This window comes from Oceanococcus sp. HetDA_MAG_MS8 (assembly GCA_019192445.1).
Taxonomy (GTDB): domain Bacteria; phylum Pseudomonadota; class Gammaproteobacteria; order Nevskiales; family Oceanococcaceae; genus MS8.
In genome coordinates this window covers 32,387-47,255 of record JAHCMK010000001.1, presented here as the reverse complement: position 1 = coordinate 47,255, position 14,869 = coordinate 32,387, and the positions used below count along the sequence as shown (strand labels likewise).

Here is a 14,869-nt window from a genome sequence, read left to right as displayed (position 1 = left end):
GCGCTTGGCGGTATGCAGCCATACGGACCATCAAGGAGCTTAGCCATGAAAGCCTGTGTCCTCATCATCGTCTGCAGCTGGCTCAGCGTGGGCTGCTCGGCCCGAGCACCCACCCCAGTGTTCTACCCCAACAGTACCTATCAAGCCCTGGGACCTGCGGCTGCTGAGCAGGCGGCCGTGGAGTGCCGTAGTCGCGCCAAGGCCCACGGGGCGGCAGGACGCCAGGCAAACCCCATAGGCTCAGCCGCCGGCGGGGCCTTAGCAGGTGCAGCTATCGGGGCCGCTGCGGGCAGCGTCTTCGGCGATGCTGGCAGAGGCGCGGAGGCTGGGGCTGCGTCGGGGGCTGTACGCGGCCTGCTCGGTGGCATGCGCGAGGCAAATCGCCCAGACTCTGTAGAACAAGCCTTCGTCCGTCGTTGCCTCGCCGAGCAAGGGTATGAGGTTATCGGCTGGCGCTAATTGTGGGTGGCCGCCAAGACCACCCTGGGCGGCGCCCGGTTATATGGTGGAGCGGAGGAGGATCGAACTCCCGACCTCGTCATTGCGAACGACGCGCTCTCCCAGCTGAGCTACCGCCCCGTGCTTCTCATTCTAGCTTCATTCATTCCTACCGAACAGCCTAGCCTCTTGTGATCGCCATTCTCGCTCGTTGCCCGGCCAAAGGTCGCTGCAAAACCCGTCTCATACCCAAGTTGGGCGCTGCTGGCGCTGCCCGGCTGCAGGCTTGGCTAATCGCTGACACCGTGCGCCGAATGCGTGCAACCGGGAAGCCTCTCACCATCTGGGCGACACCGCGAACCAACCATGGACGGTTCCTGCGGCTCCGCCGCCAAGGCCTTCAGGTGCGCCGGCAACGTCGTGGTGACCTGGGGCAGAAAATGCAACAGGCGATTGCTTATGGAGGCAGGCGTGAACCCGTCATTGTCGTTGGCACCGATTGTCCTGCCCTCACTTCGCAGCAACTGCAGCGCCTCCGGTACGGTCTCCAACCCACTGTGATCCCTGCTGAAGATGGAGGCTATGTGGCCCTCTACATGCCAGCCAGTCAACCACGTGCTTTGGCTGCCATGAGTTGGGGCAGCGCCAAAGTCCTGCGACAAACTCAGCGAAACTTTCGCCGCTGTGGTGGCGGCCGACTGCTACGCCCCGCCCTACCCGACCTGGACCAACCCCGCGATTTCCTTGCGCAACGTCGCATGGGGCTTATCCCCGCTCAGGCGCTCTGGCAACGCAGCACATAACTCCGAGCGCGACGACCTGCAGGCGCTGAAGTACCAAGAGCGCAGCCCCACCGCCGACGATACCAGCGCACAGCAATACGCCAACAAAGGCCTTTGGGTCTGAGTTCCGCCGCGACCCGCTAGTGACTAAGCCATAATGGGCTCTAGTGATATTGATTTGTGGGATGGACAATGATCGCGAATGCCGCGATCTCAGACCTTGCCAGGACCTATTGCCTAGGTACTGCGAGTCGCTGGCGACCATCCCCGCCGCGTCAAACAAGGACCGTTGATCTGATGAATGCATCCATCGCCTCCGTTAGCTTCCGGGCGCAGGGCGGGCAAAGTCGCCCTTGGCTCATCGCCGCAGCCCTAGCGATAGTGCTTGCGGGATGGATTCTCAGTGGCCAGCTGGGCAGCTCACCTGCGGCCGCCGAGGAATCCGCTGCGCAGCAAACACAGCTTCCGGCACAGCGCCAGGTGAGTGTGCAAGTTGAAACCAGCGTGGCTCAACCCGTAGAGCTGAGTCGCCAGATCCGCGGATTTACCCAACCTTGGGCCAGTGCCACTCTTGCGGCGGAAACCGAAGGGCGCGTCATTGAAGTGCTGCACGAGCCGGGCGCCGAGGTCCAGGCTGGAGAGGTGTTACTGCGGATTGATCCGCGCGCGCGCCAAGCGGTGCTCGCACAAGCACAGGCGGCATTGAAACAAGCTCAGGCCGAATACACTGCAGCGCAGCGTCTGCGTAAACAAGGACACCTGAGCGCCAATCAACTCGCTGAACGCGAAGCCAGCCTGAGAGCCAGTCAGGCTCAAGTCCAGCAGGCACAATTGGACTTGGATGCGAGTACCGTTCGCAGCCCCATTGCTGGGCGGCTGGAGGCACGGTTGGTCGATGTGGGCGACTACCTCAAAACCGGTAACCCTCTTGCCGAGATCGCACAGCTGAATCCCCTTCGGTTAGTCGCCTACGTGAGCGAACGCGATGTCAGCTCTTTACAGCGTGGCCAGTCCGTACGGCTTTACGGCAGCGAGGGTGAGGATCAGGACCTTCGCGGCCAGGTGCACTTCGTCGCGCATACAGCGGATCCACAAACACGAACCTACCGAGTGGACGTGCGCTTGGACAACCCGGATCAACACCCTGCCGGCGCATCCCTCAGAGGCGTGATCGGTACGGGCTCGGCCATGGCTCACTCCCTACCTATTAGCTTGTTGGATTTGGATAGTTCGGGAACCTTGGGCATTTTTGCCGTGGAACCCAACAGCAGTGAAGTGCGCCGCTATGCCGTGAGCTTGATCCGCACGGATAGCCAAACCGCATGGCTAACGGGCATGCCTGACCAAGTGGAGGTCATCCGACGCGGGCAGGGCTTTGTCAGTGCTGGCGACCAAGTCCGTGTGAGCCGCGAGGAGGGCTAAGCGCATGCAACAGCTCATTGCCGCCGCCGTGGAGTACCAGCGCTCTGTGTTGCTCATATTGCTGCTGGTATTGGTGGTGGGTGCGGTGACCTACACCGGAATCCCTAAGGAATCTGATCCCGACGTTCCTATTCCCTATATCTACGTATCCATGGTGCATGACGGCATTAGTCCCGAAGATGCCGAGCGCCTGTTAGTACGACCCATGGAGCAGAAGCTGCGCGCCATTGAGGGGGTGAAGGAAATGACCTCCTCGGCGCGTCAAGGCTCCGCCTCGGTGACCTTGGAATTCGACGCCGGTTTCGATGCCGATCAGGCCTTATTAGATGTGCGTGAAGAGGTGGACCAAGCCCGCCAAGATTTACCCGCAGAATCCGAGGAGCCCACCGTCCACGAGATTAACGTGGCCTTGTTCCCGGTCATCCTCGTCACCTTATCCGGTCTCGTGGACGAGCGCGTGCTGGTACATGCGGCGCAGAACCTGCGCGACGAGTTAGAGGGCTTATCCGGCGTACTGGAGGTAGAAATATCTGGTGCCCGCGAAGAGCAGCTCGAGATCTTGATTGATCCATTGCTACTCGAAACTTACGGCATTGAGCAGGCCAGCTTATTCAACTTAATCGCGCGCAATAACCAATTGGTGGCTGCAGGAAACCTGGAAACTCAGGACGGACAGTTTCCGGTCAAGGTACCAGGACTGATCGAGTCAGCAGAAGACCTATTCAACCTGCCTATCCTGGTGGATGGTGAGCGCGTTGTACGCATGGCCGATGTGGCATTGGTACGCCGCAGTTTTCGCGACGCCAGTTCCATTGCCCGAAGCGATGGTGAAACAGCCATCACCTTAGAAGTCAAAAAACGTATTGGCGAGAACGTCATCGACACGATCGCGCAGGTCCGGGCTGTGGTGGCTCAGGCCGAACAGCGCTGGCCCGCTGGTGTTCAAGCGAGCTTTTCCCAAGACTCCTCAGAAGACATCAAAATGATGTTGGGGGACCTACAGAACAATGTGCTCACGGCGGTTTTGCTTGTTGTCATCGTGGTCGTTGGCATCCTGGGCGTGCGCTCGGCTGGTTTGGTCGCCGTTGCGATTCCGGGGGCTTTCCTGATCGGAATATTGGTGATTGCCATGATGGGCCTCACCATAAATATCATGGTGTTGTTCTCTTTGATCATGGCCGTAGGCCTGCTGGTGGACGGCGCCATTGTGGTGGTCGAACTCGCGGATCGGAAGATGTGTGAGGGATACACCCGCAAGGAGGCCTACCGCATCGCGGCACAGCGCATGGCTTGGCCCATCACCGCGAGTACAGCGACGACTTTGGCGGCTTTTCTTCCCTTGCTGTTCTGGCCGGGGATCATGGGCGAGTTCATGAAGTACCTGCCAATCACTTTGATTGCCACGCTCACGGCATCGCTGTTCATGGCACTGATCTTCGTGCCTGCCCTGGGCGGTGTCATCGGCCGACCCGGCGCCGTGTCCCCAGCGCTGCAGGCTGAACTCGCGGCCGCCGAAAGTGGCGATTTAGACAAGCTCCGTGGCCTCAACGCCCGCTATGTCAAAACCTTGGAGTGGCTGGTAGAGCACCCTGGACGCACATTGATGGGCGCTTTTGCTGCGGTGGTCATGATTTTTGTGAGCTATATCAGCTTTGGACCCGGCGTCGAGTTCTTTCCTGATGTGGAGCCACAAAACGCGCAGGTGAAGGTTCGGGCCCGCGGCGATATGTCATTGCAACAACGCAATGCCATTGTGGCGCAAGTCGAAGAGCGCATCTTTGGCCGAGAAGGCATTCGGCATATTACGACACGGGTGGGCAGCAGTAATTCCCGCGAGGGCGCAGCCGATGTCATCGGCACCATTTCCTTAGAGTTTCTGGACTGGGACCAGCGCGCTCCGGCCGAAACCATCCTTGACCAAATTCGTGAGGACACCGCCGACATCGCCGGTATAGAACTGGAGATTCGCGCCGAAGAAAACGGCCCCAATTCCGGCAAGCCCGTCACGCTTGAGCTACAGGTCACGCGCGAGGAATCGCTAGCAAAGTCCACGTCCAGACTGCGTCGCGGCGTGGAGGAAATCCACCAACGGATGCGTGATTTGGGTGGCTTTGTTGATATGGATGACAACCTGCCCCTACCCGGTATCGAATGGCAGTTGGAAGTGGACCGCCTGGAAGCCTCGCGCTATGGCGTGGACGTATCTAGCATCGGGAATGCTGTGCAGCTCATTACCAATGGGGTAAAGCTGGGTACCTACAGGCCAGAAGACGCCGATGATGAGCTGGATATTCGCATACGTTACCTACCGCGAGACCGCCACCTGGGCGAGCTGGACCGCCTGACCATTGCCACACCTGCTGGGCCGGTACCACTGGCCCATTTCGTCGAGCGGCGGCCTGTTCCAAAGGTTGGCTCCATTTATCGCAGCGGTATGCAGCGAACCTCCATCGTTGGCGCGGACGTAGAAACCGGCCTGCTAGTCGATGATCAGATCCGTAAGCTGCGCCAAAGCCTGCAGGACCAACCCCTGAGCGTCGATGGACTGGCCGTTGTTTTCCGTGGTGAAGATGAAGACCAGCGCGAATCTCAGGCCTTCCTCAGCCAGGCTTTCCTCGCCGCCCTATTTGTGATGCTGGTGATCTTGGTCACCCAATTCAATAGCTTTTATCAAGCCGGCCTGGTGCTATCCGCCGTGCTGTTCAGCACGGCCGCGGTCTTGCTAGGCCTGTTACTCATGAACAAGCCCTTCGGGATTGTGATGAGCGGCGTGGGCGTAATTTCCCTCGCCGGAATCGTGGTGAATAACAACATTGTGCTCATCGATACGTACAACGTGCTGCGCCGCCAGGGTATGGAGGCCGTCGAAGCGGTACTGCGTACCGGTGCCCAGCGCTTAAGACCGGTATTAATGACTTCGGCTACGACGATCCTGGGCCTGCTACCCATGGTGCTGCAGCTCAACATTGATCTATTTAGCCGTGAGGTGACTTACGGCGCACCGGCTTCTCAGTGGTGGGTACAACTGGCCGCTGCAGTCGCCGGTGGCCTGGCATTTGCAACGCCGATCACACTGTTCTTGACCCCAGTTCTGTTGGCTTGGCAAGGGCGCCGCCAGGATCGGCAAACCACCCTCAGGCCTGCGACTGAAGTCGAGTTACAAAATGCTTGATTTTTCGGAAAGCTGAGCAATACTTCGCGAAAAGATTGCCATTGCAGGTTTCACTAGGAGTGTGTGATGAGCCGCAGCAAAACCGCCAAAGATCAGTTCGACGACGAGCCGCTGGACTTCGAAGAGGCATCCGACGACATTGCCGAGCATAATGCGGAGGCGGACTTTTCCGCCAAGCTGGTCATGAGCCCTAGTAGCAGTCGCGCCCGCCGCAACTGGCGCGATGTGGAGCGCGCCCGCGAAGAGCGCGAAATGCGTCGCCTACTTAACCCCAGCGACGACTGGCTCAGCGAGCTTGAAGGGCTGCCCGAACCGGACAACCCGCGCAGTTAGACCCTGATGGCCAGAAGCTAAGCCCGGTCCTATCCCACATAAAACAAAGGCGCCACTGCGGCGCCTTTGTTGTTTGTGCCCAAGAGGACCGTTACCAGCCGCAGCTGCGCCCCTGATTGCGCTTCTCCAGCCATCCCATCAAGGGCTGAAAGTAATCAATGACGGCGGCAGCATCCATGGAGGGGCTTCCGGTCAGCAGTTCTAAAGTCTCCGGCCATGGCTTGGACTGCCCGGCCGAAAGCAAAGCCCACATCTTTGCACCGGCCTCTTCGGAACCAGCAAAACTGCAGCTATGCAGCGGCCCCTCATGGCCAGCGGCATCACACATGGCCTGGTAGAACTGGAACTGCAGAATGTGTGCAAGGAAGTACCGCATATAAGGCGTATTGCCGGGGATGTGATACTTGGCTCCGGGGTCGAAATCGTCTTCGCTGCGCGGCAGTGGGGCAGCAATGCCCTGATAGCTCTCGCGCAGATCCCACCATGCAGCGTTGTAGTTGTCGGGTGTGACCTCGCCACTGAAAACCTTCCAGCGCCACTGGTCCACCAATAGCCCAAACGGCAGAAAAGCGATTTTGTCTAAGGCCATTTGCATTTGCGCATTGATCGTTGCCTGCACGGACGAGTTATCCGCCGTTTCAGCCAAGCCCACGCTCGCTAAGTAGTCCGGCGTCATCGCCAGCACCATGGTGTCACCGATGGCTTCATGAAAACCGTCATGGGCCCCATTTTGAAAAATCACCGGCAATGGGTTGTACGCCAAGTCGTAATAGATGTGGCCCAACTCATGATAGATGGTGGTGAGGTTTTCGCTGTCGGGCTGTATGCACATTTTGATGCGCACATCCCCGGAAAAATCCAAATCCCAAGCCGAGGCATGACACACCACATCCCGATCCCGGGGTTTGGTGAGCATCGAGCGTTCGTAAAAGCTCGCAGGCAATGAGGGCAGCCCCAAGTCGGTATAAAACCCTTCTGCCTGGCGCACCATCCGCTCAGCGGTGTATTTCTGCGCTTCCAGGGCCGCCGTGATATCGGCAGCAGGGGCATCGGGATACGGGACCAGCAAGGGGTAGATGTTGCCCCATTGCTGGGACCACATATTTCCCAATAAATGAGCAGGGATCGGCCCATCCTTAGGCACCACCTCATCGCCATACCCATTATTGAGCTGCGCCCGCACTTCACAATGTAGCGCCTCGTAGAGTGGTGATACCTGCTCCCACAAGCGCTCTACTTCAGCGGAGAAAGCTTCTGGAGCCATATCGTACTGGGCGCGCCAGTACTCCCCAGCATCGCTAAAGCCAAGTTCTTGAGCGCCGCTATTTTGCAGCTCCACAAAGCGCGCATAGTTCTGGCGCATTGGCGGTGAGATGGTGCGCCAGCCAGTCCAGGCCTCCAGCAAGTCGTCCGCATTGCGTGAACTGGCCAGCACCTTCTCCAGCGCCCCAAGCTGCTGGCAACTCTCTGGGCCTTCAGGACAGTAGCGCCCAGATCCGTACGTCGCTTCCAAGTCGCTCCCCAAGGTGGTGAGCTCAGCTAATGCCTCCGGGTCCGTGGGTACTCCATTGGAAAGACGCAAGAGCTCTAACTGGCGGCGCAGGTTAGCGTCTAGCTTGAGACCATCGAACTGTCGCGCCGCAATCGCCCGCTCCGCATTCCAGGCCAGCAGACGCTCATAAGCCTTGGCGGCGATGAGCTGGCTGTCCGGGGTGATATAGGTCGCTTGTAGCCAAGCCGCCTTGTAAGCCTCGGTCGCAATCTCTCGGATATCCCGATCATAGTCAGCCAAAAAAGCCCGCGCCCCGGCAGCCGTAGTCGGGTAGCTACTGTCGGGCTGTACAGGATTCACCGCATGCCAGGAGTTCTGCATCACGCTACATCCCGCCAGTCCCGCAACCAGACCCAGGAACGCGCTGATCACTAAACGCTTATTCATGAAGGCTCCACCTCAGTCGCGCGACTACCGGCCGGTTTGCCGTGGGGGGCCGCAGACTCTGGAAACTCAGCCGAACCCTTCATCCACGACTTAATCAAAGGGGTGGCGATGAACATCAGCAAGGCCGCAGCCAAACTCATGTAAACCACACGCATAAACTGCTCAGGCATGGCTTCAGCACCGGCAACGGTGATGTGACCTGCCATCAAACCCGCAATGACGTTGCCAAGGGAGGAGGCCATAAACCAGGTCCCCATCATTTGGCCCAGGTAGCGTCGCGGCGCCAGTTTGGTGACGGCTGACAGACCCACCGGAGACAGGCAGAGCTCGCCGGTGGTGTGGAAGAGATAGGTCAGCAGCAGCCAAGTCGGAGCCGCCAATTCGCCGCCCGCCGCAATCCGGGCCGCGAACACCATCACCCAGAAACCCAGCCCCAGCTGCAGCAAACCAATGGCGAACTTGATCGGCGACGACGGATCCATGTTGCGCTGCGCCAGGTGCACCCACAGCCAGGCAAAAAATGGTGCCAGCAAAATGATGAGCATGGGGTTGATGGACTGCAGCCATGATGCCGGCATCTCCCAGCCTAGGATCATGCGGTCGGTGTAGCGGTCAGCAAAGATATTCAGCGAGGAGCCGGCCTGGTCGAATCCGCTCCAAAAGACGGCGGAGGCCACGAAGAAAATGGCAATCACGCCCACGTGTTTGCGCTCTTGAGCGCTGAGACCACCGAAAATCAACACCCAGGCAAAAAAGCCAATTGCCAAGGCGATCACAAACTGGGCAAACCACAGCGCCATTTGGCCGGCGTCCGGCGTCCACCAACCCACAATGGCGGTAGCGGTGGCGATGCTCAGTAACACTAAGAATGCGCGGATTGCGCGCCATCCAATCTGCTGAACCCGTGCGTCTTTTGCTGGGTCTCCGGTACTCGCCGGCAGCAGTCCGGCTTGGCCTAAATGCTTGGCGCCAACCCGGTATTGCCATAGACCAAAAAGCATGCCCACGCCGGCGGCCCCAAAGCCCCAGTGCCAGCCAACCTTCTCACCCAGGTAACCCACGACGAGCTGACCAAAAAAGGCGCCGACATTAATCCCCATGTAGAAAATGGAGAACGCCGCGTCGCGGCTGGCGCTGCCCTGGGGGTATAAGTCACCAACCATGGTCGACACATTAGGCTTCAGCAGCCCCGTGCCCAAGGCAATGAGAATCAGCCCTACATAAAAGGTGGCCTCAAATGGCAGGGCCATGGTGAAGTGGCCGCCCGCAATAATCAGCCCGCCGTACCACACCGCGTTGCGCTGCCCCAACAGACGGTCTGCAATCCACCCACCGGGCAAACACGCCAAATACACCGCGCCGGTGTACATGCCATAGATGGCAGTGGCCGTTGTGTCGCTGAGGTCCAAACCGCCACCTTCGGTGGCCGCCGCTGTGAGCGCAAGTACCAAGATGGCGCGCATGCCGTAATAGCTCGCACGCTCCCACATCTCCGTTCCAAACAGCACCATTAAACCGCGCGGGTGCTGCGCGAATATATTCAACATGGGTTGTGTAGTTCTCCAAATTGGGGGTTCAGTATCCCGAGGAAAGACAAGTCAGACTGAGATCGACCCTTGGCAAGGATTAGCACCACAAAAAAACAAAAGGCCGCCAACGGCGGCCCCTTGCCTTCTTGGTGCGGGTGCACCATCTCTCCCCCAGTGGCTCTTACACCCCGACCCCATTCCTGCGCCGATAAATTTCATTATTGACGTCGATAGCAGCACTTTATTGGAATTCGTGTGATTTGGCCAGTATCGCAGCACTGAGCGTTCCCGGCCCTAGATTGACGCCCCCGGTCACGTTCATCACGGACTCGAGTAGCGTGACTTCCTGCTCGGCGCACACTTGCGCCAATTCTGCATAGCCAGGAAGCAGCCGCATACACTCGAGTTCTCCGGCGTAGCTTAAGCCCACAAAGGGTGCATCTAAGCCGCGTTCGACCTGCTTACGCAATTGATTCAGCACCCGCTCCACCGCATTGTCGAAGCCGCGAACGCGAGCCACCACCTCAGTATGGTCTTGTTGGCCGCGAATGATGGGTTTGATGTCTAGCGTCGAAGCCAAAGCCGCTGTGAACAAGCCCATGCTGCGGTCACCTTTGGCACGGGCACGGGCGCGCAGGTAGTACACGTCCTGGGGAATCGCATAGGCACGAACGGCGCCGACCAAATGATCCAAACGCTCACGGATTTCCGCTGGGCTATATCCAGCCTCAATCATCCGCACCGTCTCTGCCGCAATCACACCCTGGCCGCTAAAAAACGTGCCGGTGTTCAGCACGCGCATAGCAAAGGGCGTAGACCGGGCAGCCCCAGAGAGGTAGTCGCGATATTCCGAAAGTATGGTGAAGGAGGCTTTGGTGGCGTTTTCGAATATCGACGAGCGCGTCCGCGAAACCGTCTGACAGAACACGTAGTCAAAGTCGCCGATTAATTCATCCAAAAAAAGCTCGGCAATCTGGTCGGCGGCAAAGGGCAAAGACTCCGCATCCGCGCCTCGGGCACCCAACTCGCTGCGGTAAAACTCCAATGCGGCTTGTGGATCTTGCTGATCCAGCAAGCGGTCTTGGCCAATGCGAATGGTGACGGGCAAAACCCGCACATCATGCTGCTCACGAAAATCCTGTGGCAGGTCGCAACTTGAATCCACGACTAGGCCGATACGCATATGTGTTCTCTAGTGAGTATTCGGCGGTTGCGGCTCAGCTGCCTGGGCGGCAAACAGAGATTCCACGTAGTCTGGGGTAAATGTGTAGACCTTGCCGCAATATCCACACTCGGCTTGGATATGACCTTGTTCGGCGAGCAAAGCGCGTGCGTCGTCCGCGCCCAAGCTTAGAACAATACGGCTCAAGCTGGCCTCATCACAGTGACAGCGCACCATCCACTGCTGTGGCCCGTCCAGAATTTGGATGTCGCGCTCGAGCAATACCGCCAAGAACTGTTCCGGCTGCGCGGGTAAAGTCCGCAGGTCCCAACGATCAAATACGCTCAGGGCATCATCGACGTCCGCATCATCACCGGCGATGCGCTGTACCACCACGCCAAAAGCTTGGTGCCGATCCGCATGCAGATAAAACCGGGTTTGCAGCTGTTCAGAATCGCGGAAATAGTCTTCCATGGCAGCCGCCAGATTGGCCTGGACCAAAGGCACGATACTTTGGCGAGGCCGCTGCGGCTGGTCCGCCAGCTCCCAGGTCATCACCATGCGCCCCTGCCCCACCAAGGGCTGCTCACCTAAGCTTCGCGGCTTGAGCATTCCGCGCAATGCGCCCGGTCGCAGAGTCTGCGCCACCAGCAGATCCATGGCGTCGACATCGGCCACTTGCAATGTCAGTTTGGGCGCGACTTTTGCCAAGCCCGACAACAGGCCTACTGCCAATAATGACTGACCTAACCAAGAGCTCGCGGTGGCGTCATACCCCTGCTCGGCAACCAGCTCCGCCCATTCAGGACCCAATTGCAATAACGCGCCCCGCAGGGGCAAATCCGCATACTGGAAGCGCCATAAACCACTATCGCTCACAGGCGATCCTTCAGCAGTTGGTTCACAGCACCGGGGTTAGCCTGCCCCTTGGTTTGCTGCATGACCTTGCCGACCAAGAAACCTATCACCTTGGTCTTACCAGCTTTGATCTGCGCCACCTGCTCAGGGTGTGCGGCAATAACATCGTCAACAATGGCTTCAAGTGCGCCGGTGTCAGAGATTTGCTTTAAGCCGCGGGCTTCAATAATGGCATCGGCATCGCCTTCACCGGCCAGGATCGCAGCGAATACCTCCTTGGCCATTTTTCCGGACAGCGTGTTATCAGCCAGCCGGCGAATCAGCCCAGCAAGCTGGGCCGGCGTTATGGGGCTTTGCGCAAAGCTCTGCCCTGCTGCATTCAATGCGCCCGCGAGTTCTCCAAGCTGCCAGCGCGCCGCCAATGCGGCATGTTCGCTGCCAACTTCCGCAACGAGGCTTTCGTAATACGCGGTGACATCAGGATCGCCCGCTAACTGCCGAGCCTCTTCGGTGTTGAGGCCCCATTGATCCTCGTAGCGGCTGCGCCGCTGCGCCGGCAGCTCTGGCAAGCTTTGCCGCTGGGCCTCAATGAACTCTGGCGTGCATTCCACGGGCAGCAGGTCCGGGTCGGGAAAGTAGCGATAATCCATCGCATCTTCCTTGCCGCGCATGGTCCGCGTTTCTCCTTTGTCGGGATCGAAGAGGCGGGTCTCCTGATCGATGCTGCCGCCGCTTTCCAACACATCGATCTGACGCTCGACTTCGTAGTTGATGGCTTTTTCAACGAAGCGGAAGGAGTTGAGGTTCTTGGTTTCGGTACGCGTACCGAGTTTCTCTGAACCCAAGCGCCGCACCGATACATTGGCATCGCAACGGAATGACCCTTCCTGCATGTTGCCATCACTCACGCCCAGACACCGCACCAACTCGTGGAGTGCTTTTAGGTAGGCGACGGCCTCAGCCGCACTGCGCATATCGGGCTCCGTCACCACTTCAATCAGAGGCGTACCCGCCCGGTTGAGGTCGATTCCGGTGGCGCCAGGAAGAGCATCGTGAACAGACTTACCCGCATCCTCTTCCAAATGGGCGCGCAGAATACGAATGCACTTGGACTCGCCAGAGTCACCAACCGGAATATCCAGATGGCCGTGCGCAACGATAGGCAACTCGTACTGGGAAATTTGGTATCCCTTGGGCAGATCCGGGTAGAAATAATGTTTGCGCGCAAACACGCTACGCGGCGTTATCTGGGCATCCACCGCTAAACCAAAGCGAACCGCCATCTCAATGGCCTTGGCGTTAACGACCGGGAGCACACCCGGCAGCCCCAGGTCGACGGCGCAAGCCTGGGTATTGGGTTCGGCTCCATAAGCCGTGGAAGCGCCGGAGAAAATTTTGGATTGCGTGGCCAACTGCACATGCACTTCGAGGCCGATGACAACTTCCCAGCTCATTGCGCAGCCTCCATGAAGGCCGTTGGCCTCTGCAAATGATGATCGGTATGCGTTTGGAGCTGATGCGCAACCTGAAGCAGACGCGCCTCCGTGAAGGGTGGGCCAACCAGCTGCAGCCCCACCGGCAGTCCACTGGCCAAACCAGCGGGAATGGAAATACCCGGCAGTCCGGCCAAGTTGGCGGCGATGGTGTAAATGTCGTTCAAATACATCGCAACGGGGTCAGCAGATTTGGCTCCAATCTCGAAAGCGGGCCCTTGTGTGGTCGGACTGGCAATCACATCGACCGACTCGAAGGCGCGGCTGAAGTCTTCGCTCACGAGACGCCGTACCTGCTGCGCTTTGACGTAGTAAGCATCGTAATACCCATGCGAGAGCACATAGGTCCCAATGGTGATCCGCCGCTGTACCTCGCGCCCAAAACCCTCCGAGCGCGTCCGCGTGTATAAATCATCCAGGTCTTTGGGGTTGTCACAACGCAGACCGAAGCGAACTCCGTCGTACCGGGACAGGTTCGAGGCGGCCTCGGCTGGCGCGATCACGTAATACACCGGCACACACAGATCCAGCCGCGGCAGATGGATATCGACAATCTCCGCACCTAGCTTTTGCAATGCCACCAAGCCTTCTTCCACCCGCGCTCCGGTCTCCGCGTCCAGGCCTTCCCCAAAAAACTCCACGGGCTTACCCACCCGCAGGCCTTTAAGTGGCTGGTCCAACAAGGCGCAGAGATCGTCTACAGGATGATCAGCACTGGTGGAGTCACGCCGGTCGACACCAGACATCGCCTGCAAAACCCAAGCGCAGTCCTGCGCAGTTCGCGCGAACACTCCGGCTTGGTCCAAGCTGGAGGCAAAGGCAATCATGCCGTAACGACTGCAGCGTCCGTAGGTGGGTTTAATACCGGTGATTCCTGTCAGCGCCGCGGGCTGGCGAATGGAACCGCCGGTATCCGACCCGGTAGCCACCGGGACCAGCCCTGCAGCAACCGCTGCCGCTGAGCCACCACTGGAGCCGCCGGGGACACAGTCAGTATTCCAGGGGTTGCGCACAGGACCGAAGTAACTCGTCTCGTTGGAAGAGCCCATAGCAAACTCATCCATGTTGGCCTTGCCCAGGGTCACCATTCCGGCCTGATTTAACTGCTCAACGATGGTGGCGTCGTAAGGTGGAACCCAGTCCGCCAACATCTTCGAGCCACACGAGGTGCGCAGCCCTTGGGTACAGAAGATGTCTTTGTGCAGGATCGGAAGACCGGCCAAAGGGCCTTGCGCCTGCGTCGAAGCCTGGGCCTGACGCAATGCACGCTCATCATCCTGTGCGATGACGGCATTGAGTGTGCCGTTGTGGGCGCGGATATGATCTAAAAAGTACTGGGTCAGTTCGACGCTATCGACCCGTCTTTCATCCAGCGCTTGGCGCAACTGTGCCAGGCTGCACTCATGCCAGGCGCTCATTCGATCACCCGTGGAACAGCAAAGTGACCTGCTTGCGCTTCCGGAGCCGCAGCCATCAGCGTCTCGCGCTGATTGTCCTCAGTGACAGCATCCGGCCGTAGTGGTTGCGTCATATCCAGAGGGTGCGCCATCGGGGCTACGCCCTCGGTTTGCGCAGTCTGCAGGGTGTCAACCATCTCCAGGATGCTATTGAGTTCGGACTGATACTTCGGCACATCGGCCTCGGTAAATTCCAAGCGGGCCAAGCGGGCCAGCCGTCGAAGATCTTGTTCTGCCAGGCTCATGAGGGATTCTGCCGCTAAAAAATACGCACAAAGGGCGCG

At 58.8% G+C, this 14,869-nt stretch carries 12 protein-coding genes and 1 tRNA gene; 5 read left to right on the top strand and 8 right to left on the bottom strand.

Annotated features, from left to right (window positions below; all coding sequences use genetic code 11):
- The first annotated feature begins 45 nt into the window (after window positions 1-45).
- A complete protein-coding gene (locus tag KI787_00190; GenBank protein MBV6628348.1) occupies window positions 46-459 on the top strand; it encodes a hypothetical protein in 414 nt (137 codons plus the stop codon).
- 44 nt (window positions 460-503) lie between these two features.
- Here the strand turns inward: KI787_00190 and KI787_00185 are convergent.
- Window positions 504-579, bottom strand: a tRNA-Ala gene (locus KI787_00185).
- 50 nt (window positions 580-629) lie between these two features.
- Between KI787_00185 and KI787_00180 the strand changes: the two genes are divergently transcribed.
- The 4 genes from KI787_00180 (at window position 630) to KI787_00165 (ending at window position 6,147) form a co-directional block, all read left to right on the top strand.
- On the top strand, window positions 630-1,241 hold the full coding sequence (locus KI787_00180; GenBank protein ID MBV6628347.1) for a TIGR04282 family arsenosugar biosynthesis glycosyltransferase: 612 nt from the start codon (window positions 630-632) through the stop codon (window positions 1,239-1,241).
- A gap of 276 nt (window positions 1,242-1,517) precedes the next feature.
- On the top strand, window positions 1,518-2,642 hold the full coding sequence (locus KI787_00175; protein MBV6628346.1) for an efflux RND transporter periplasmic adaptor subunit: 1,125 nt from the start codon (window positions 1,518-1,520) through the stop codon (window positions 2,640-2,642).
- A gap of 4 nt (window positions 2,643-2,646) precedes the next feature.
- Window positions 2,647-5,814 carry an efflux RND transporter permease subunit gene (locus tag KI787_00170; GenBank protein MBV6628345.1) on the top strand — a complete coding sequence of 1,056 codons (3,168 nt, stop codon included), beginning with the start codon at window positions 2,647-2,649 and terminating at the stop codon, window positions 5,812-5,814.
- Window positions 5,815-5,880: 66 nt separating this feature from the next.
- On the top strand, window positions 5,881-6,147 hold the full coding sequence (locus tag KI787_00165) for a hypothetical protein (GenBank protein ID MBV6628344.1): 267 nt from the start codon (window positions 5,881-5,883) through the stop codon (window positions 6,145-6,147).
- 91 nt (window positions 6,148-6,238) lie between these two features.
- Here KI787_00165 and KI787_00160 read toward each other — a convergent pair whose 3' ends face one another.
- From KI787_00160 to gatC, 7 genes are all read right to left on the bottom strand, one after another.
- Complete coding sequence (locus tag KI787_00160) at window positions 6,239-8,086, bottom strand: M2 family metallopeptidase (protein MBV6628343.1); 1,848 nt, start codon at window positions 8,084-8,086, stop codon at window positions 6,239-6,241.
- Window positions 8,083-9,633 (bottom strand): peptide MFS transporter, encoded by a 1,551-nt coding sequence (locus KI787_00155; GenBank protein MBV6628342.1) that lies wholly within the window; start codon window positions 9,631-9,633, stop codon window positions 8,083-8,085. Before KI787_00155 ends, KI787_00160 begins: the two co-directional genes overlap by 4 nt.
- Window positions 9,634-9,856: 223 nt before the next feature.
- Window positions 9,857-10,798 carry a DegV family protein gene (locus KI787_00150; GenBank protein ID MBV6628341.1) on the bottom strand — a complete coding sequence of 314 codons (942 nt, stop codon included), beginning with the start codon at window positions 10,796-10,798 and terminating at the stop codon, window positions 9,857-9,859.
- Between the two features lie 9 nt (window positions 10,799-10,807).
- Window positions 10,808-11,656, bottom strand: a complete 849-nt coding sequence (locus KI787_00145; GenBank protein MBV6628340.1) for an Hsp33 family molecular chaperone HslO — start codon at window positions 11,654-11,656, stop codon at window positions 10,808-10,810.
- Window positions 11,653-13,089, bottom strand: a complete 1,437-nt coding sequence (gene gatB / locus KI787_00140) for an Asp-tRNA(Asn)/Glu-tRNA(Gln) amidotransferase subunit GatB (GenBank protein ID MBV6628339.1) — start codon at window positions 13,087-13,089, stop codon at window positions 11,653-11,655. The genes KI787_00145 and gatB overlap by 4 nt, the downstream gene beginning before the upstream one ends.
- Window positions 13,086-14,546, bottom strand: coding sequence for an Asp-tRNA(Asn)/Glu-tRNA(Gln) amidotransferase subunit GatA (gene gatA / locus KI787_00135; protein ID MBV6628338.1), 1,461 nt, complete (start codon window positions 14,544-14,546; stop codon window positions 13,086-13,088). The genes gatB and gatA overlap by 4 nt, the downstream gene beginning before the upstream one ends.
- Complete coding sequence (gene gatC / locus KI787_00130) at window positions 14,543-14,830, bottom strand: Asp-tRNA(Asn)/Glu-tRNA(Gln) amidotransferase subunit GatC (protein MBV6628337.1); 288 nt, start codon at window positions 14,828-14,830, stop codon at window positions 14,543-14,545. The genes gatA and gatC overlap by 4 nt, the downstream gene beginning before the upstream one ends.
- Window positions 14,831-14,869 lie beyond the last annotated feature (39 nt).

Bases quoted from the DNA above. Each gene is read 5' to 3' on its own strand.
- KI787_00190 (MBV6628348.1), top strand. From the start codon at position 46: ATGAAAGCCTGTGTCCTCATCATCGTCTGCAGCTGGCTCAGCGTGGGC.
- KI787_00175 (MBV6628346.1), top strand. From the start codon at position 1,518: ATGAATGCATCCATCGCCTCCGTTAGCTTCCGGGCGCAGGGCGGGCAA.
- KI787_00170 (MBV6628345.1), top strand. From the start codon at position 2,647: ATGCAACAGCTCATTGCCGCCGCCGTGGAGTACCAGCGCTCTGTGTTG.
- KI787_00165 (MBV6628344.1), top strand. From the start codon at position 5,881: ATGAGCCGCAGCAAAACCGCCAAAGATCAGTTCGACGACGAGCCGCTG.
- KI787_00160 (MBV6628343.1), bottom strand. From the start codon at position 8,086: ATGAATAAGCGTTTAGTGATCAGCGCGTTCCTGGGTCTGGTTGCGGGA.
- KI787_00155 (MBV6628342.1), bottom strand. From the start codon at position 9,633: ATGTTGAATATATTCGCGCAGCACCCGCGCGGTTTAATGGTGCTGTTT.
- KI787_00150 (MBV6628341.1), bottom strand. From the start codon at position 10,798: ATGCGTATCGGCCTAGTCGTGGATTCAAGTTGCGACCTGCCACAGGAT.
- gatB (MBV6628339.1), bottom strand. From the start codon at position 13,089: ATGAGCTGGGAAGTTGTCATCGGCCTCGAAGTGCATGTGCAGTTGGCC.
- gatA (MBV6628338.1), bottom strand. From the start codon at position 14,546: ATGAGCGCCTGGCATGAGTGCAGCCTGGCACAGTTGCGCCAAGCGCTG.
- gatC (MBV6628337.1), bottom strand. From the start codon at position 14,830: ATGAGCCTGGCAGAACAAGATCTTCGACGGCTGGCCCGCTTGGCCCGC.